16 protein-coding genes and 1 tRNA gene are annotated in these 17853 nt (G+C 40.9%); 11 read left to right on the plus strand and 6 right to left on the minus strand.

Annotation, left to right across the window (positions count from 1 at the left end; translation table 11 throughout):
• Positions 1–764: 764 nt before the first annotated feature.
• Positions 765–1517, minus strand: a complete 753-nt coding sequence (locus tag AC1DO4_RS17850) for a nuclear transport factor 2 family protein (protein ID WP_477418226.1) — start codon at positions 1515–1517, stop codon at positions 765–767.
• A 549-nt stretch (positions 1518–2066) separates the two neighbouring features.
• Complete coding sequence (locus tag AC1DO4_RS17855) at positions 2067–3488, minus strand: ATP-dependent DNA helicase (RefSeq protein WP_477418228.1); 1422 nt, start codon at positions 3486–3488, stop codon at positions 2067–2069.
• Between the two features lie 78 nt (positions 3489–3566).
• Here AC1DO4_RS17855 and AC1DO4_RS17860 point away from each other — a divergent pair, with 78 nt between their 5' ends.
• From AC1DO4_RS17860 to rsmD, 3 genes are all read left to right on the plus strand, one after another.
• The gene (locus AC1DO4_RS17860; protein WP_477418231.1) at positions 3567–4031 is read left to right on the plus strand and encodes a hypothetical protein; all 465 of its coding nucleotides are present in this window, start codon (positions 3567–3569) and stop codon (positions 4029–4031) included.
• An 80-nt stretch (positions 4032–4111) separates the two neighbouring features.
• Positions 4112–4924 carry a DUF3822 family protein gene (locus AC1DO4_RS17865; protein ID WP_477418233.1) on the plus strand — a complete coding sequence of 271 codons (813 nt, stop codon included), beginning with the start codon at positions 4112–4114 and terminating at the stop codon, positions 4922–4924.
• The gene (gene rsmD / locus AC1DO4_RS17870) at positions 4900–5451 is read left to right on the plus strand and encodes a 16S rRNA (guanine(966)-N(2))-methyltransferase RsmD (RefSeq protein WP_477418235.1); all 552 of its coding nucleotides are present in this window, start codon (positions 4900–4902) and stop codon (positions 5449–5451) included. Before AC1DO4_RS17865 ends, rsmD begins: the two co-directional genes overlap by 25 nt.
• Here rsmD and AC1DO4_RS17875 read toward each other — a convergent pair.
• The gene (locus AC1DO4_RS17875) at positions 5448–6197 is read right to left on the minus strand and encodes a DeoR/GlpR family DNA-binding transcription regulator (RefSeq protein WP_477418237.1); all 750 of its coding nucleotides are present in this window, start codon (positions 6195–6197) and stop codon (positions 5448–5450) included. The genes rsmD and AC1DO4_RS17875 overlap by 4 nt on opposite strands.
• 58 nt (positions 6198–6255) lie before the next feature.
• Between AC1DO4_RS17875 and nudK the strand changes: the two genes are divergently transcribed.
• The 3 genes from nudK (at position 6256) to coaD (ending at position 7731) form a co-directional block, all read left to right on the plus strand.
• Positions 6256–6834, plus strand: coding sequence for a GDP-mannose pyrophosphatase NudK (gene nudK, locus AC1DO4_RS17880; protein ID WP_477418239.1), 579 nt, complete (start codon positions 6256–6258; stop codon positions 6832–6834).
• Entirely contained in the window at positions 6831–7199 is a 369-nt protein-coding gene (locus AC1DO4_RS17885) for a DUF4406 domain-containing protein (protein ID WP_477418241.1), read from the plus strand. The genes nudK and AC1DO4_RS17885 overlap by 4 nt, the downstream gene beginning before the upstream one ends.
• 70 nt (positions 7200–7269) lie before the next feature.
• Positions 7270–7731 (plus strand): pantetheine-phosphate adenylyltransferase, encoded by a 462-nt coding sequence (gene coaD, locus AC1DO4_RS17890; protein WP_477418243.1) that lies wholly within the window; start codon positions 7270–7272, stop codon positions 7729–7731.
• Here the strand turns inward: coaD and AC1DO4_RS17895 are convergent.
• Entirely contained in the window at positions 7700–8338 is a 639-nt protein-coding gene (locus AC1DO4_RS17895; protein WP_477418245.1) for an NUDIX hydrolase, read from the minus strand. The two genes, coaD and AC1DO4_RS17895, sit on opposite strands and share 32 nt — an antisense overlap.
• On the opposite strand from AC1DO4_RS17895, the gene pyrE reads away from it, so the two are divergent.
• The 4 genes from pyrE to AC1DO4_RS17915 all read left to right on the plus strand — a co-directional run bounded on the left by pyrE (position 8337) and on the right by AC1DO4_RS17915 (position 11761).
• Entirely contained in the window at positions 8337–8996 is a 660-nt protein-coding gene (gene pyrE, locus AC1DO4_RS17900; RefSeq protein ID WP_477418247.1) for an orotate phosphoribosyltransferase, read from the plus strand. The two genes, AC1DO4_RS17895 and pyrE, sit on opposite strands and share 2 nt — an antisense overlap.
• A 148-nt stretch (positions 8997–9144) precedes the next feature.
• The gene (locus tag AC1DO4_RS17905) at positions 9145–9540 is read left to right on the plus strand and encodes an SRPBCC family protein (RefSeq protein WP_477418249.1); all 396 of its coding nucleotides are present in this window, start codon (positions 9145–9147) and stop codon (positions 9538–9540) included.
• Between the two features lie 389 nt (positions 9541–9929).
• Positions 9930–11558, plus strand: a complete 1629-nt coding sequence (locus tag AC1DO4_RS17910; protein WP_477418251.1) for an ABC-F family ATP-binding cassette domain-containing protein — start codon at positions 9930–9932, stop codon at positions 11556–11558.
• Positions 11559–11688: 130 nt separating this feature from the next.
• Positions 11689–11761, plus strand: a tRNA-Lys gene (locus tag AC1DO4_RS17915).
• 135 nt (positions 11762–11896) lie between these two features.
• Here the strand turns inward: AC1DO4_RS17915 and AC1DO4_RS17920 are convergent.
• On the minus strand, positions 11897–14617 hold the full coding sequence (locus AC1DO4_RS17920) for a sugar-binding domain-containing protein (protein WP_477418253.1): 2721 nt from the start codon (positions 14615–14617) through the stop codon (positions 11897–11899).
• A 496-nt stretch (positions 14618–15113) separates the two neighbouring features.
• Here AC1DO4_RS17920 and AC1DO4_RS17925 point away from each other — a divergent pair, with 496 nt between their 5' ends.
• On the plus strand, positions 15114–16025 hold the full coding sequence (locus AC1DO4_RS17925) for an AraC family transcriptional regulator (RefSeq protein WP_477418255.1): 912 nt from the start codon (positions 15114–15116) through the stop codon (positions 16023–16025).
• Positions 16026–16325: 300 nt separating this feature from the next.
• Here the strand turns inward: AC1DO4_RS17925 and AC1DO4_RS17930 are convergent, their stop codons facing one another.
• Positions 16326–17828, minus strand: coding sequence for a RagB/SusD family nutrient uptake outer membrane protein (locus AC1DO4_RS17930; protein ID WP_477418258.1), 1503 nt, complete (start codon positions 17826–17828; stop codon positions 16326–16328).
• Between the last annotated feature and the right edge of the window lie 25 nt (positions 17829–17853).

A 17853-nucleotide genomic window follows, 5' to 3' on the forward strand; every position in this document is an offset into this window, starting at 1 on the left:
CTTACTGTGATAATTTCATAATTATATTAAGATTAGGTGCTTCAAATATAATTATTTATCATTTCAAACAAATAGAACTTCAATAATATTTCTAATATCTGATACGTATTAAAACGATCTGCCAGACAAAAGAAAAAAATCCCTGTTCGCCTTGCGGTTCTTTTCCTAAGAAATAATTGGTAAATATTGCAATGTTTTGTACCTTATATATAATAAGATTTGCAATTAATCTGTAGCAAAAAAGTGGTGCGTAATTCGGTGCGTAAGTAATTATCCCACTCATAAGACATTGGTTATCAAACATATTAAGGGGTTTTACAATTCCCTGCCTCTCTTATTTCTTTCGGACACCGATGGGTTACAACACCAGCAATTGCAGCAATAGGGATAGGCGCGGATACCGGCCGGGCGAGGGGCACAAGGGTTGGCCGTGACTAATGCCTGCTCAGTATGATCCGACCAGTTGGCGGACCGGACCGCAGGTATTGCCATTTATTTCACCAAAAATGGCCAGGACGCTTAGGAAAGCCAGAAAATCACTTTGCGCCTTTGCGATCTTTGCGCGAAAAACCTCTTAACTTAATGGCATTGCACGGGTGACAGCAGTGGGGAGTCAGCAGTGAATAACAAATCGGCGAAAGACTTACGAAGTTTCTGAAACTTCGTAAGTCTGGGATTTCGTGAAGCATCTATTATTTGCCATGCTTCTTCGCCCTGTACAGTCTGCGAATAGATCCTTCACTCCGTTCAGGATGACAAACCTTTTAAAACATATCCCCGGCCTCAATACCTTCCGGTACGGTCTGCTCTGCGCTCCAGTGTTCGGCAATCTTATCCTGCTCAACCCTAAAGATGTCATAAAGCACAAACGCCTTCCCTCCTCTTTTAAATTGCGATTGAACTACTACAAAATCTCCTTCGGCTATTAACCGGTGGATTTTGATTTCGCGATCATGCCCGGCAAACAGGTAATCCACCAGGCCTTTACCGCTGCTGATTACGGATGGATCGTGCTCAATGTAATCCGGCTTAATAAGCCCGGCAGGCAATTGCTTATTGATAACCGACTCATAAAACCTGTTCACAACCTGTTTACTATTTTCTGCGGATGCCGTTTCGTCGATAGTTGCTTCGCCATTGGTGGCGGTAATAGCCTGGTCGGTTTGGTCGGGCATTTCCTGTATAACATCCCAATGTTCGGCCAGCATGCCATCCTTTAGCTTAAACAGATCGATAACCACCAGGTGTTTGCCCATGAATGTAATATCCAGGTGAGTTATAACCAGGTCGCCTTCCTGAATGGCCCTGATGATGGGCGATGGGGCGTCGGCCGGTGGTAGCGGTAATGTTTTTAAATAGTTGATCATAGCGGCGATGCCTGCCCTACCCTGGGCAACCGTTGGGTTATGTTGTTTGTAATCTTCCAACACAAATTCGGGAATGAGTTCGGCCTTGCGCTCGCGGACGATCAACTTATAAAACGATAGTACTTTTTGTTTATTTGATAGGATATCCATGTTTGTATTTTGATTTAATGGCCAGACTTATGCTTATTTAAAACACATGAGCTAAATGCCGATATATCTGTATATTTCTTTACAGAAGTGTAATATTTATTGATAAAACTTGAAGATTAGCGCTGAAAAATTATGGCATAGCAAACACTTGCGCCGGGCATTCAGCGTTTCAGAAAACCTGGATTAACAGGCCGGATTTTTGGCAATCCTTGTTTGGTATGTTGTTAAAGTAATTATGGGATAAAGATAGTTTTTTAGGATGAAGAATTTATGGATAAAGGTTTTTTGGATAAAGGACTTATAGACAAAGGATAAAGGACTTTTTTTAATATGGATTTTGGAAAAAAGGGAACTTATGCATCTGTCAATTCATATTAAAAAAGTGTTCCAGGTTGATGTTTTTATTGGGTGTACGACAACACGTGTCGTACATAATTTTTTTTAATACCTACTCAAAAAACTCATTGTCAATTAATTACAACAAAATTAAACCTGTTTCACGATTTTTTTTTGCACTTGTTCACTCTGTTGGAACGGAACACCTGATCACTAAAACTCAGCCGGAACTTTATAAAACCTGTTATCAAAATTCACTAAAAACAGTTCGGTGGTAGCACGGGTAACGGCGGTATAAAACCAGCGCAGGAAATCCATGTTGATCATTTCGTCGGTTACGTAGCCCTGGTCAACAAAAACGGCATCCCATTGGCCACCCTGGGCCTTGTGGCAGGTAATGGCATACGCGAATTTGATCTGCAGGGCATTGTAATACGGGTTCAGCTTCAGCTCGTTATGCATGGCCCTTTTATTGGTAAGGTGGGCATAATCTTTCATAACCTCCTCGTAAAACTTCTTTTGGTTTTCCTGTGATAGCGCCGGCGAATCGGCATACAGGGTATCCAGCAGTATCTTACAATCCAATACCGGGTCTTCGGCATAATCAATAAACTCTATCTGCACATCGGCGAAACGGAAGCCATACATATCCTCTGTACGGCGCACCTTCCTGATACGGGCAATATCGCCATTGGCAATAAAATCGGTACTGTTTTCGTCATTATCCTTAAGCCAGAAGTAGTTGTTTTTAACCACCATGATCTGGTCGCCCCCGGTGAGTTCTTCCTCGCGGTACAGTATCCGGTTGCGGATCTGCCCATTATATAGGTTAGCGTTCTTGTTTGAGCGGCAAATAATAAGCGTACGATCATACCCGTACTTATTATAGGCGTAGTTTAATCCCTCCTCCAATCGCTCGCCCGTCATCCTGAAAACATCCTTATAGCCTTTGGTAACTATTTTAGGAGTAGTTATTTCTTCCAGGCGGATGATATCGCGGATAGCTGTAGCATTAAATAAAATCCCCGAATCCTTTTGCTGGCGAAGCACATCAGTAAGTTCATACTTAAAAACATTAAGCCTGAACTTCCCTTTCATGATCTTTTCATCGAGCGCAGGGCTGTTATCAGAGCCTACAGGCGGCAGCTGGGCGGTATCGCCTACCAGTACCAGTTTGCAATTTTTATCGTTGTACGCGTACCTTACCAGGTCGTACAGTAAAGATGCATGGCCGGCAACAGGTTCATCACTTATCATTGATGCCTCATCAACAATAAACAGCGTATCGCTGGCCAGGTTATCGGCAATGGTAAAACCACCATCCATGGTAAGCGCCGATTTTTTACGGTAGATGCGTTTATGAATAGTAAAAGCCTTTTTACCCGAGTAATTGGTGATCACCTTGGCAGCCCGCCCGGTTGGCGCCAGTAATACCGACCTGTAGTTGTATTGCTTTAATGCTTTTACAAGCGCCCCCAATACGGTGGTTTTACCGGTACCGGCGTATCCCCTCAGGATAAAACATTCGTCGCCGTCACGGCTCTGTAAAAAGGCATGCAGGCGGTCAAACAGTTCAAGTTGCTGGCCGGTTGGGGTATGCGGAAAGGCTTTGCGGATATGATCAATTTCTGCCACTTTACAAAAATGATGATAAGTAATTGAAAAACCTTTACCCTTACTAAAAAGCTAACAGGATTAGTTATAAATTTGGCCATGGAATTTAATGAAGATAAGGTAGAAGAACAAGAAGAGGATTTTGTAGATATCTATTCAAAACGGGCCATTTTCGGTTTTTCTATTTTCAGTTTTTTATTTGCAGGCGTTTTGCTTATTCTTAATTTATGGGCGGCCGGGTATAAAAAAGCTATAACCCAGGTTTTACTTTTCCTGGTGGTTTTTTATTTAATATATATTAATGCAATAAGGTATTCGGGCATTAAGATAGATCCTGAATTAATTAAAAAGGCTTCGTCGGGCACGCCCTTAACATTTACACAACTATTACCAATGTTGGAGCTTATGGGCTTAATTATAGCACTCAACATTATAGCCGGGCTAATACTAACAAGGTACTTCTTTAAAAAGTATTTTCCTGACGATGATTATTATCCTAAACCTATCTGGCGGCCCCTGATTATTTACATTCTTTTATCTCTTTTTTCAAAGCTCCTGGTTTAAAGTTTCACCCAACAATGAAAGCATATTTAATAGTTGCCTATAGGGTATCTGCTAAAAAATATTACTTTTGTTAAACTGGCATGAGCGAACACAACTACAATTACCATGATGATACCTTTAGCCTTGATAAGGCGCAAGGTTATAATTTATTGATACAAATTGATAAAACATCGTTTTCGTACGCTGTAAGCGATCAAAACAAACTTATCGCCCTGGCTGATAAGCACCCGCTGGATGAATTAAACGATCCGCAGGAATTGCTGGACCTGTTATCGGCAAGCTATAAAAATGTAGTTATCGGTTTACCCGCAATCGGGTTTTCCCTTTTGCCACAAAGCCTTTTCAACCAGGATAAGGTAGCCGACCTGGCCCGTTTCCTTGATGTAAGGGCAGACGAAAAGGTTTTGAGCCAGCCATTAGATAATAAAAACATCATTATTTATAAAACACCCGGCGATGTACTAAACGCTGCAGAGGAGTTTGGTTTGCGTAATACCGTATTTTCATCAAAAGGATGGCTAAATGCCATAGCCAACAACCAGCCCAGCGACAGTGACTTATATTTGAATATCAACGGTGAAACGGCTGAAATAGCCAACTTCGGCTTTAGTAAACTGCGCTTTTATAATACTTTTGAGTTTACCGGCGAAGATGAACTGGCTTATTTTGTATCGTTAGTAACCAGCGAACTTAGTTTACAACCCGCCCACACTTCTGTTTATGTGAGTGGAGAGGTTAATACCGGCGATAAAAATATGAGCCGTTTAGCTGAGTTTTTTGGCAAGGTGGAGATCAACACTGTAACGCCCCTTCTGTTACCTTCAGAAATTGAGGGCCATAAAATACTGTCACTTTCTGCTCTTTCATTATGCGTATCATCGGAGGCACTTTAAGAGGTTTAAGGCTTAATCCCCCTAAAAACCTTCCGGTACGCCCTACTACCGACCTGGCCAAGGAAGCCTTGTTTAATATCCTGCTAAATCAAATAGAATTCGAGGGCATCAAGGTACTCGATCTGTTTAGCGGCACAGGCAATATCTCATTGGAGTTTGCTTCCAGGGGCGCTGCCGAAGTTATATCGGTTGACCGCAGCATTCATTGTGTTAATTACCTGAAAGATACATCGCGCCAGCATAAGCTAACCCAAATAAAAGCTTATAAAGAAGATGTGTTCAAATATCTCCAGATAGAAACGGAACAATATGACCTTGTATTTGCCGACCCCCCCTATGACCTGAATAAGATCCCCGACATACCAAAAATTGTTTTTGAAAGGAATATTCTTTTGCCTGGCGCATTATTGGTAGTTGAGCATCAATCAATGCAAAACATAAGTCAGCACCCGGCTTTTGTGGAGCAGCGTAAGTATGGACATTCGTCGTTTTCATTTTTTAGGAACAATGTCGTGGAGCCTGCTTAATCAATCTTTAAAAGGACTAAAGCGGTATCAGCAAAAAGTTTAAGCTTTTCATCATCGGCATTGGTAATAATAGCGCCAACCTGGTTTATATCTGCAAATTTCAAATAAAGTTCGTTGCCTATTTTACCGGCATCGCATAATATATAGGCAAAAGCACTTTGGTTAATATAAGCTAATGTTATTTCTGCTTCAAGTTCACTATTTGCAAATAAACCGTTTGGCGATATGCCGTCAACCCCTAAAAAAGCCTTACCGGCCCTGTATCGGCCAATATGCTCGTTGGCTGCTTTACCATGTACAGCCTGCCTTTTGCTGTCAAATTCGCCCCCTATTACATTCAGGGACACCTGGCAGTTTTGCAACTCATAAATAACAGGTAACGAGTTGGTTATCACCCTTATCTTTTTATTTTTTATAAACTGGCACAGCCTAAAAACGGTGCTGCCGCAGTCCATAAAAATAATATCTCCGTCGTGAATATGCTCGGCAGCTTTACGGCAAATGTTGTCTTTAACGCTCGAATTTTGGGCCGCCTTATTTACAAAGGCCTGCGGTTTTGCTAAAGGATCAACCTTCATGGCGCCGCCATGAGTACGGTAAAGTAAACCATCGCTGGCAAGCTGGTTTAAATCGCGCCTGGCAGTTATCTCCGAGATAGCCAGTGTTACGGCTAATTCTTTAATATCAACCTCACCTAAACTACTTAGTTTATCAAGTATTTTTTGTTTTCTTTTTTGAAAGTTCATTTAAATATTGTTGATTTGTTCAAAAATAATCATAATCGATCAAACTCAATCAAATTATATGAAGAAAATAAAAATCTTAAATATCGATATCCTGTCAAATAATTGGTATACGCTAAATAAAATAACCTTTGAGGCAACAAAAAAAGATGGTACGGTATTGTTGCTTAGCCGTGAAGCCTATGACCGAGGCAACGGTGCAACCATCCTTTTATACAATGCTGCCAATAAATCTGTAATACTTACGAGGCAATTCAGGATGCCTACTTACATCAATGGAAATACAAGTGGAATGCTCATAGAAAGCTGTGCCGGGTTACTTGATAAGAATAATGCAGAAGATTGTATAAGGAAAGAAACTGAAGAAGAAACCGGCTACCAGGTTAGCAATGTAAAAAAAGTGTTCGAGGCATACATGTCGCCGGGATCGGTGACAGAAATACTTTATTTTTTTATAGCCGAATACACTCCAGACATGAAAGTAAGCAACGGTGGTGGCCTGGATGAAGAAAACGAAAACATAGAAGTATTGGAACTGCCGTTTTCTCAAGCTTTAAATATGATCAACAACGGCGAAATAAGAGACGCTAAAACCATAATGCTTTTACAATATGCCCAGATAAATAATTTAATATCATGACGAACAAAATTTTAACAATATTAATAGCGGGGCCGTACCGTTCAGGCACAAACGATAACCCCGAATTAATGGCAGAAAATTTAAAGAAAATGGAAGAAGCAGCACTTCCTATATTCAGGGCCGGCCATATCCCTGTAATTGGCGAATGGTTTGCCCTACCTCTTTTAAAGCAAGCAGGCTCAAAACACCCGGGCGATAAAGCGTATCAGGAAATTTCATATCCTGTATCGCGGCGTATACTGGCCAAATGCGATGCCATTTTAAGGATTTCAGGTGAATCTAAAGGAGCTGATGAAGATGTTAAGGTAGCAAAAGAACACGGCATAAAAGTTTATTACCAACTGGAAGATATTATAGCGCTTTAAATTCAATCTAATATATTCAAACATTAAAAATCATTGTTACTTTTGGTGGAAGCATTAACACTACCCTATTATGAAGATCGCTCTTTTCCCGGGTTCGTTTGATCCGGTTACCAAGGCCCACGTTGACATTGTGAAAAGATCAGTTGATCTGTTTGATAAGGTTTACATTGGGATTGGTGCAAACAGCAGCAAAAAAGGCTTATTAAGTATTGAAACCCGGGAGCAAATGCTGAGAGCCGTTTTTAAGCACGATGACCGGATTCATATTATAGCTTATGAGGGCCTCACCGTTAATTTTTGCAAAAGCATTGGCGCCACTTACATGATCAGGGGAATCCGTACTGTATCCGATTTTGAGTACGAAAAAGCCATTGCCCAAATGAACCACGCCCTGGTGCCCGACATTGAAAGTATTTTTATAGTAAGCAAACCAGGCTATTCATCCATCAGCTCAACCATAGTGCGCGAAATTATGCGCCATCATGGTGATGTTGCCCAATTTATCCCTTCTGAGGCATTAGCCTATTTATAGCCAGTTTTTCTTTATGTAATACATCCAAAATAGATGGAAAGGTATTATCAATTATAGGTTCAATATGATGTTTTTCAAACCAGCGCACATCGGTAATACCTTCTTCTTTTTGCGGTTTTAACTTTTCCCTGCCCTTGCAATCCATGTTAAACCAGTGTGTTTTCTTAAGCACCACATCACCACGGTTAATATAAACATGGTAAGTTTTACATATCTTATCTTTAAGCTTGCTCACTTTTATACCACACTCTTCCTCTACCTCGCGCACAGCCGCCTCTTTCACCTTTTCGTCCTTTTCAATTTTACCCTTTGGCAAGTCCCATTTATCATTACGGTAAATAAATAAATAGTGCCCGGCGGTATTCTTAACAAGTCCGCCAGCGGCCTCAATAAGTGTTATATTTTTCTTAACAGATCTTAAAAACTCTTTGGCGTTATTGCATTTTATATAGAACAGTTTTTTGGGATTAGCCAGTATCCAGGTATAAATTATTTTAAGATCAAAGGTCTCTGCTTCAAGCTTTTCATAACTTTCAACATTATGAGGTTCTGATTCTGTTAGCAGGATAACCTTTTCGTTAATATAAATTCTGTATTTTTGAGCCATGTTTAATAATAATGAGATAGAACAGCAGGTTGCCGAATTCCTGCTGCAAATTAAAGCAATTAAATTACAACCTAATAATCCTTTTACATGGGCTTCAGGATGGAAATCGCCTATCTATTGCGATAACCGCGTAACGCTCTCTCATCCATCAATCCGTACCTATATCAGGCAGCAATTAACTGTTATTATCCAGGAGAAATTTGGTAGTGTTGGCTGCATAGCAGGGGTTGCAACTGCAGGTATACCCCAAGGCGCATTAGTAGCGCAGGAATTGGGGCTTCCGTTTATATACGTACGTGCCAAAGCAAAAGAACATGGCACAGGGAGTTTAATTGAAGGAGATATAACTACTACTACCGGCAAAAGGGTTGTGGTAATTGAGGACCTGATATCAACCGGAAAAAGCAGTTTGCAGGCTGTTGACGCGTTGAAAACCGCTGGTTTTGAAGTTGCAGGCCTTGCAGCCATATTTAGCTATGGGTTTGATGTAGCAACAGAAAATTTCAGGAATGCAGGTTGTCCTTTTGTTACTTTGTCAAACTACAATGCACTGATTAAATACGCCGGGGAAAACCAATATATTACCGAAAAAGATGTTGCTATTTTAAAACAATGGCGCGAAGCACCCTCGACATGGGGACAAATTGCATCGAGTTAAACAGTTGATTTTAAGTACTTTTTTATAATTTATTTGATTTGTATTAACCTTGATTCGTAAGATTGAAGGATTTTGACTAATACTTTTCCCCTTGTCTCAAACGGCAAAGACCTCAACTAAGTTAATCTAATATCTCACATCTACATCAATGACTACATTCACCAGTGCTATCAGCATCAACAAACCCATAACTGAGGTATACACTTACCTGGCCGATTTTAATAATCACCAGAAACTAATGCCTGATAACATACAGGAATGGGTATCTACGGCAGATGAGGCCAGCTTTAGCATACCAAATATGGCCCAACTATCATTAAAAATAGAAAGCCGCATAACTAATGAGGAAATTGTGATTGTACCGGCAGCAAAACCACCGTTCGATTTGAAATTAAAATGGTCATTATCTTCCAATAATGACCAAACAAATGTCCTTTTTACAATTAATGCAGATTTGAACATGATGTTAAAGATGCTCGCCTCGGGGCCTCTGCAAAAATTAGCTAACCATGAAACACAAACCTTAAATAATATATTAATTTAAGTATGTGTTGCAGGTTTTATGTTGGTAATTAATATACCTTGCGTTTTTGTGTATTATTAATGGCTATCACAATATTTACGATGATCAAACCTACAATTAATGCTCCCATGACTGGTATTGTTTAATAAATAATAGTAAAGAATATAAGAATGTTAAGTCAAAGGTTATACCATTTATCTGGCATTGGTGAATTATGCTTTATAACGTATAAAAAGGGCATTTAGTTTCGTTTGTGCAAATATTTTGAGCAATTGTATCCACGGTTGCCAAAATAGTTGGGGAAAACAGGAACACCCCCTTATCCCAGTCTCCACACAAACATAATGTCGGCTTAGTTTACCATAAAACAAAGTATTTACCTTATTTTTGCGCCAAATTACAGGTGCAGCATGATCACGGTATCCAATCTATCTCTACGTTACGGTAAGCGTACATTATTTGAAGACGTTAATCTTAAGTTTTCGCAAGGTAACTGCTATGGCATTATAGGTGCCAACGGTGCAGGAAAATCAACATTCTTAAAAATTCTTTCTGGCGATATCGATCCAACCAGTGGTTCGGTGAGTTTTACGCCCGGCGAGCGAATGGCTGTATTAAGTCAAAACCATTATGCGTTTGACGAATTTTCGGTGATTGAAACCGTTATGATGGGCCATAAGGAGATGTATGCCATTATGAAAGAAAAGGACGCCATTTACCTAAAAGAAGATTTTACTGATGCAGACGGCGAACGCGCAGGGGAGCTGGAAAACCTTTTTGCCGAAATGGATGGCTGGAATGCCGAAAGCAATGCTGCTACCCTATTAAGTAACCTGGGCATTAAAGAAGAATTTCATTATAACCTTGTAAAAGATTTGGACAATACTCAAAAAGTACGTGTGTTATTGGCACAAGCCCTTTTTGGCAAACCTGATATTTTACTATTGGATGAGCCTACCAACGACCTGGACATCCATACCGTAAGCTGGCTTGAAGACTTTTTAGCCTCATACGAGGCGATTGTGCTCGTAGTATCGCACGACAGACACTTCCTGGATACTGTGTGTACCCACGTGGTTGATATTGATTTTGCTAAAATGACCATTTATACCGGTAACTATACATTCTGGTACGAATCGAGCCAGTTAGCGTTGAAACAACGTTCTGATCAGAATAAAAAGACAGAAGAGCGGGTTAAGGAGTTGCAGGAATTTATACGCAGGTTTAGCGCGAACGCATCAAAATCAAAACAGGCTACCAGCCGTAAAAAAGCGTTGGATAAGATTAATATAGATGAGATTCAGCCTTCAAACCGTAAATACCCGGGAATTATATTCAATAACCTTGGCCGCGAAGCTGGTGACCAGATTCTGCAAGTTGAAAACTTGAAGAAAAGCCTTAATGGCGAACTGTTATTCAATAATATCAGCTTAACGGTAAACAAAGGTGATAAAATTGCTATCCTCTCTCAAAACAGCTTAGCTACTACCGCCCTATATAATATTTTAACCGGCAGGGATACCGATTATAAAGGCAGCTTTAAATGGGGTGTTACCATTAACCCGGCCGATATTCCAATTGATAATGCCGAATACTTTAAAGGCAAAAACGATAACCTTATCGACTGGCTACGCGAATACTCGCCGGGTGAGAAAGATGATCAGTTTATTCGTGGCTTTTTGGGTCGGATGTTATTCTCTGGCGAGGAAGTATTAAAGAAAAGCAATGTATTATCAGGAGGCGAAAAAATGCGCTGCATGTTTAGCCGTATGATGCTACAACAAGCAAACCTGCTGATGTTTGATGAGCCAACCAACCACCTCGACCTGGAATCGATCACAGCGCTTAATAATGGCATGAAAGACTTCAGGGGAACCATCCTGTTCACTTCACGGGATCATGAACTGGTTGAAACAGTTGCCAACCGTATTATTGAGCTTACCCCAGGTGGTTACATTGATAAGCTGATGACTTATGATGAATATATCAACAGCGCAGTAGTTCAAAAACAACGCGAAGATTTGTACGCTATGGTTTAAAAGTCAGAAAGTCCGCAAGACGGAAAGTCAGGAAGTTAGAAAATGACAAATTTTTCCAGACTTTCCGACTTCTATACTTTTCGACTCAAATAAAAATTAGCATATTTGCAACCCGGTAAAAAACCGGAACGACTTGGTAGCTCAGCCGGTAGAGCAACTGACTCTTAATCAGTGGGTCGAGAGTTCGATCCTCTCCCAGGTCACCTCAGACCGCAAATCAGATTTAACACCCTGTTTTGCGGTCTTTTTTTATCTCAAAATATGCTAAATAATTATTGCCTGTTTTGGGCGGCAGTAGATAATTGATCGCAAAACAAGAACTATATATTCTTTCGCTCTTAATTCAATAGTTTGCGCAAATTGCTGCTGTCGATTTCATTAGTAGGATGAAAAGCACTATCCGCCGCATAGCGAATCAGGCTATAGCGTAATTGCCTTGCAGCTGGTCGCTCTGATAGTTTATGATGAATGTCCATTGTACATAAGATCAATTTACCGGGACCAATTTTAAATTCAATTAGCGTCGCCAGATTGCGGTTTTTAAAAAAATTATCGATGACACGAACTATAGGGATAGGTTTAGTTGCCAGTTTATCCAGGATGAGCGATCGGGAATGCGTTACGGGGTCCCACCATTGCCAGTCAGTATAGAAATCCGTTGGAAAGTTTGATAAGGCTTTGTTTTTCTTTTCAATCAACAGTCCCATGCTGCCAGGTTGGTCAGGAAAATGGACCGGGCTCCAGAAAACCGGGGCGAAACGGCCGTCTATACCTTTGATCAGCGCAGTGTCCGGGTTCAATATAACTTTTCTTCCAGCTTCCAGATAACGGATGGCACTGTCTATTGTTGTCGTAAATATTACGTTGCCCGGCTGTTCAGGCATTCTTGCGGGATACACCCATATCTTCCAGTGATTGTTATATTTTGATTTGATCATACGGACTGACACAGTCAGTTCGCAGGCCTGATCCACTTTAGTAAGGTCAACTGAAAAATGACCGGCCGGATGAGCATTGCCGATAGGAATGGATTTTTTGCCGAGCGAACCCTGAAAATTAATACGCCCGTCGATGGACCTGACTGACCAGCAAATTTCGTCGTCAATTTGATGATCACTGTAATTGGCGATCTCCGCAGAAGCCTCGAAATGCTCATCGTTGTTGTAGGCAGCCTTTTCAAATCGAATTAACGGTACGACGGGTCCGCAGAAATTGCGAAAATCGTTTGGCGTAATCAATCCTTTACTATCCCAAAAAGCATTTAATATACCCACAAGAGCCGTTCCCTGGCCAGGAAAATCGTGCAGGTCGAGCAGTTGAAATCCTCCTACCCCTCGGGTTTTTAAAGCCCGCTCAATTTCTTCCTTGTAAAGTTGAACGGCCAGGGCCCCGCTGGCTTTGAGGTAATCAGGAGCCAAGCCAAGCATCTTTTTCTTACGGAGGTCATTCCTTACTGCCTCAAAATTGGCCGGCCTAAGTACCCCCGTATACTTTGCGATTTCTTTAAGATCCGGATATACGGAATACTGACCCACTTCATGAATAATGAGCGGTGCCGATGTTCCCTGCAACGCTTTACCGTAATCGGTCTTGAAATTAGGGATACTGGTGTTAAAGATACCTTGCCCCCGTACCCAGCCCTTTTCGGTGTACTGGGTGATGAAATAATCGTCCGCAGGCTCAGGGGTTTTACCATGTCCGTTCTGAAAACTGAACGTGGTAGTGGTATAAAGATGCCGGCTGTCTTCCTTTTTAAGCTTTCGCACAAGGTTTTCCAACCACCTAAAGTCGCCTTCCAGTTCATTGCCCATGCTCCAGAAACAAAACGATGGATGATTTCCATAATTTTGAATGATGTTTTGCGCTTCTTCATCCAGGTAAGCTAATGTCTTTTGATCTTTACCAACAGACAAACTCCAAAGCGGCAGTTCCACATGCAGGTAAAAACCGAGGGAGTCGGCTACCTGAAATGCTGCTTCCGGAGGGCACCAGGAATGAAAGCGGATATGGTTCAGCCCATAGGCCCTGGCTGTTTTAAACATTTTGAGCCATCCTGCAGTACTCATGGGAGGATGGCCCTCCAACGGAAAAATATTGCACTCAAGTGTTCCGCGCAGAAATAGCGGTCGCCCGTTCACTTTCAGCTCGTTCCCGTTTACCGAGATATTCCTGAAGCCAAAACTTTCCATTCTTACGTCTAATATCCTGCTATAAACGTCGGTCAATTCAGTACGCAAATGATACAGTCGAGGATGAAACTCGTCCCATGATTGCGCATGGGGGACTTGGAGAGTAATTTCCTGCTGTTCACCGTTAACAACGGTTGGCTTGGTTCGCATAATGACTTTCGTTCCGAAAAATAAGGTAGTGCGTATATAGGTCTTTACCTTGCTACCACCGCTGAATTTGCTGACTGCTTTTACAGTATGATTTGACAAGGAAGCAAAAATCATTGTTCCTGTGATCGCCTTCTCGCCCATGTCCGTAAGCTGTATTTTTCCGATAATACCGTTCCAGATAATTTGCGTACCATCGGTATAGGCATGCGCAAAGTCATTGATACTGATATCATGCTGTTTGCGGTTGTCAATTCGAATCGTGATCAGATGCTTTCCTACATCAAGGCTCCCCAGATCAAAAACCTGTGGCGCGACGAGGCTTTCTTGCGTTCTTACCTGTTTTCCGTCAATCCAACAATCGGTTCGCCAGATCACCCTTTCAAGCAAAAGCCGTGCGTTATTCATCCGGCTGGTAAGATTAAAAGTACGCTGGTACCACACAGCGCCAATATACCGGTGCTTCCTGGAAAGATGCAGCATAACTTCCTTGGTTAGTGTAGATGTGTCAGCTTCTATGGGTTTGCCAACACCAGCATCATCCAGTGTACCAGGTAGTTTTATTGCCTTCGTAAATTTTTGCTGATACCATTTATCATTCGAGCCTTTGTCCAGCGAGTCGAGCAGGTACTGCCATGTACCGGCAAGAGAAATTGGCCGCACCTGTGCCGATACGGTTAGACTTGTCAAAATGGCCATTAGGAGAGCGACGATTTTCTTCATGAAAGGAATGTTGTATTATTGATAATAACCAGTTAAAATAGTCACGGAACGGGGCTTAAGCTCTATCGCTCCAATGGGTATTGCTATTTTTATAAGATTTTTGTCGGCAGTTATAATCTAAACCTCAAATGAGCTTTCAGTATGGTGTTATGGTTAAAATAAGTTTTTTCTCATAATCAGGTATTTTGGAATTATAAAAGGATAAACAAATCTAATCGTTATCCCAAAACTGAGTATAGACAATATCTTGTAAAATATGGACAATATTCCGATCTAAGATTTGCGGACACTTTTCAGGCAGAATTACCGTATCGGCTTTTACCCCGATAGAATATTACGTCAACGATCTGTCATTCGTAAACCAAAATTTGTCATTGACTTGAACTTCTACGTTGCAAAGTTGTAGCCTTCATACTTTAATGGATAATTGTCTTATTTAAGGCATGAATATCAATTCATTATTTTTTAACTTTATCATGGTAAAGTGAAATTAAGAATGAGTAGCCATTGGGTAAATTTTAAAAAAGACGGATTTGAAGGTCAGCGGGCAATTGTAATACCAAAGTCAATATTGACCAGATTTTGTGCAGGAAACGAAGTTATCAGTGGCACCTATATAACCGACATTGGCTATTATCCAAAAGCAAAATTTCATGGAAGAGCACGACCGGAAGGAGCAGAACAGAACATTTTGATTTATTGTATCGACGGGAAGGGAACGGTCAATATTAATTCCTTCACGTACGATATCGCTCCAGGTGATTTTATTATTATTCCCCATAGCATTAAACACTTCTACGAAACCGATGACACCAGCCCATGGACCATTTACTGGTGTCATTTCAAAGGCTTGCAATCGGACGCAATTGTAGCACAAATCCTTTCTAAAGAACAGAGTTATCGATATAGCGTTGAGTTTGTTAACGACCGAATCAATCTTTTTGACAAGCTTTACAATTTTTTAGAACAAGGTTACAGCACGGAAAATCTAACCTATGTCAATCTCCTGTTTTTGCAATTTCTATGTTCATTTGCATTTCGGGACAGATTTTATGCCATTCGGCCAGAAATCCACACTGACCCTGCTGAAAAATCGATTTTGTTTATGCAAAGCAACCTGGATAAAGGCCTGAATTTATCTGAACTCGCGGCCTCGGTCAACTTATCCGTCAGCCATTATACATTCTTATTTAAAAGAAAAACCGGATTTTCTCCTATCGAGTATTTTAATCACCTCAAAATTCAGAAAGCCTGTCAATATCTTCAATTCACAGACCTAAGAATTCGGGAAATCGCCTTTAAAGTCGGCATCCATGACCAATTTTATTTTTCAAGACTTTTTAACCGAACTATGGGATTTGGGCCAAAAGAATATCGTAAAAACAGATCCGCTATTAAATATCCGTAGAATCTGCCAAATTTCTTCAAATCATCTATAAAAGGTGTTTGAAACCTGTGGTTGGTCACAAAAGCACAGTAGCACACAATATTATTGCGCCTTTTAATTATATTGTATCTCTAATAGCGGTTATCGCCCCCCTTTCAGCATTGCTTTTTTGTTAGTGATAATATTCAAATTTCTTTTGCCTCATGTACAGATGAATGATTACCTAAACAGATATAAGAAATAATAATCCTGATGTAACAAAATTCATCAGGATTATTATTCAACAATTGTTTTAATAGCTAATAAAGCGGGCTTTGAATATTAATATCCTTTCGTCGGTATCAAATTGGGATTATTTTGCAACTCAATACTCGGAATAGGAAACAAAAGCTCTCTTTCGGTTAAAACGGGGCCATAAGAGAATTTATGCCCAACGTATTCGTCAAACTGTTTGGAACTAACATTAAACGCTTTTCGAAGACGGGCCATATCGAACCAGGTAACATCTTCAAAACATAATTCATACCAGCGTTCTTTCCAAACGGCCTCGCGAAACTGATCTTTTGACAGGCCGGCCAGGTTTGGTAACTGCGCCCTTGTTCTTATCCCGTTAACAGCGTCATACGCTTTACCTGTTGGGCCGCTTACTTCGTTGGATGCTTCGGCATATACCAGCAGCACATCAGCATAACGGATAAGCGACCAGTTAAGATCGCTGTTGGCTGTATTGGTTTGTGCATCAACATCAAAAAGTTTGTAAAGGAAGTAGCCTCCTAAATTCACCTCAATTTTCCTGTCGTCCTGATTGGTAAATTTGGTAAAAAAGAACTGCCCTTCTTTGGCGCGCAAATCGGCCGGATCGTACGATTTTACAAAATCTGCAGTGGCGTAAATACCGCCGGTTTCTGCAGAATAGGCCGAAATATTTTTGTTATAAGGAATAATCAATGACTGCCAGCTACCGGGGATAACCTGTGTTTTAAATTGGATCATAAAAATATTTTCCTCAATATTCTTCTTGTTCGGGTTATGCAAATCAGAATAGCTATCAAACAGCTTAAATTGTTTTGAGTCAACAACCTCCGCTGCTTTTTTTGCGGCCAGGTCATAATAGTCATTACCTTTTTTTAACGGATACCCAGCCATAGTAAGGTATACTTTGGCCAGCAATGATTTTACCGCCCCCAGGCTTACCCTCCCGCCAGCATCTACCCATGGTAAACCTGCCGCCTCGGCCGTTGTTAAATCACTCACAATCAATTTGTAAACATCTTCCGGAGTTGCCTGTTTGGGTTTCAACTGCGATGACGTCAAGTCAATGGGTTCGGTGATCAGGGGTATATTACCAAACATTTGCACCAGGCTGAAATAATACCAGGCCCTTAAAAAATAGGCTTCCCCAAGCAATTGTTTAACCTGTGTGGCATCCATGCCCGCTATTTTGGGTATGTTAGCTATAGAAAGGTTGGCATTGCCAATACCCCTATAATAACTTCGCCAGTAGGTTTGTCCATAGCCGTTTTCTGCTGTATTTTTCAAGTCTTTTATAAAATAGCTATTAACCGCCTGCCCCAAATCGGTGGCCGCCTGCCCCGTAGCAAATTCTGTCATTGTCCAGGCCGCACCACCAAAATCACCAGACATCGGATCGCGTAAGCTCGCATAAATAGCATTTACGGAAGTTCTGGCCTGTTCTGGTTTGGTAAAATACGCTCCCACTGTAAAGTTGCTCGGATCTGTTTCGTTTAAAAATTTAGAACAGCCGAATAGCCCTGATATGCCAACTATTAATGCCAGCAAACTATATTTCTTTATTGTTTTCATTTTTCCTTGTTTAAAGAATTGGTAT

Source organism: Mucilaginibacter sp. P5_A6, from assembly GCF_056400585.1.

What these genes read in the sequence shown, in the direction of transcription:
- AC1DO4_RS17925 (WP_477418255.1), top strand. Translation starts at nt 15,114, where the DNA reads ATGAGTAGCCATTGGGTAAATTTTAAAAAAGACGGATTTGAAGGTCAG.
- AC1DO4_RS17905 (WP_477418249.1), top strand. Translation starts at nt 9,145, where the DNA reads ATGACTACATTCACCAGTGCTATCAGCATCAACAAACCCATAACTGAG.
- AC1DO4_RS17850 (WP_477418226.1), bottom strand. Translation starts at nt 1,517, where the DNA reads ATGGATATCCTATCAAATAAACAAAAAGTACTATCGTTTTATAAGTTG.
- AC1DO4_RS17910 (WP_477418251.1), top strand. Translation starts at nt 9,930, where the DNA reads ATGATCACGGTATCCAATCTATCTCTACGTTACGGTAAGCGTACATTA.
- AC1DO4_RS17930 (WP_477418258.1), bottom strand. Translation starts at nt 17,828, where the DNA reads ATGAAAACAATAAAGAAATATAGTTTGCTGGCATTAATAGTTGGCATA.
- AC1DO4_RS17895 (WP_477418245.1), bottom strand. Translation starts at nt 8,338, where the DNA reads ATGGCTCAAAAATACAGAATTTATATTAACGAAAAGGTTATCCTGCTA.
- AC1DO4_RS17885 (WP_477418241.1), top strand. Translation starts at nt 6,831, where the DNA reads ATGACGAACAAAATTTTAACAATATTAATAGCGGGGCCGTACCGTTCA.
- AC1DO4_RS17865 (WP_477418233.1), top strand. Translation starts at nt 4,112, where the DNA reads ATGAGCGAACACAACTACAATTACCATGATGATACCTTTAGCCTTGAT.
- AC1DO4_RS17875 (WP_477418237.1), bottom strand. Translation starts at nt 6,197, where the DNA reads ATGAACTTTCAAAAAAGAAAACAAAAAATACTTGATAAACTAAGTAGT.
- nudK (WP_477418239.1), top strand. Translation starts at nt 6,256, where the DNA reads ATGAAGAAAATAAAAATCTTAAATATCGATATCCTGTCAAATAATTGG.
- coaD (WP_477418243.1), top strand. Translation starts at nt 7,270, where the DNA reads ATGAAGATCGCTCTTTTCCCGGGTTCGTTTGATCCGGTTACCAAGGCC.
- rsmD (WP_477418235.1), top strand. Translation starts at nt 4,900, where the DNA reads ATGCGTATCATCGGAGGCACTTTAAGAGGTTTAAGGCTTAATCCCCCT.
- AC1DO4_RS17860 (WP_477418231.1), top strand. Translation starts at nt 3,567, where the DNA reads ATGGAATTTAATGAAGATAAGGTAGAAGAACAAGAAGAGGATTTTGTA.
- pyrE (WP_477418247.1), top strand. Translation starts at nt 8,337, where the DNA reads ATGTTTAATAATAATGAGATAGAACAGCAGGTTGCCGAATTCCTGCTG.
- AC1DO4_RS17920 (WP_477418253.1), bottom strand. Translation starts at nt 14,617, where the DNA reads ATGAAGAAAATCGTCGCTCTCCTAATGGCCATTTTGACAAGTCTAACC.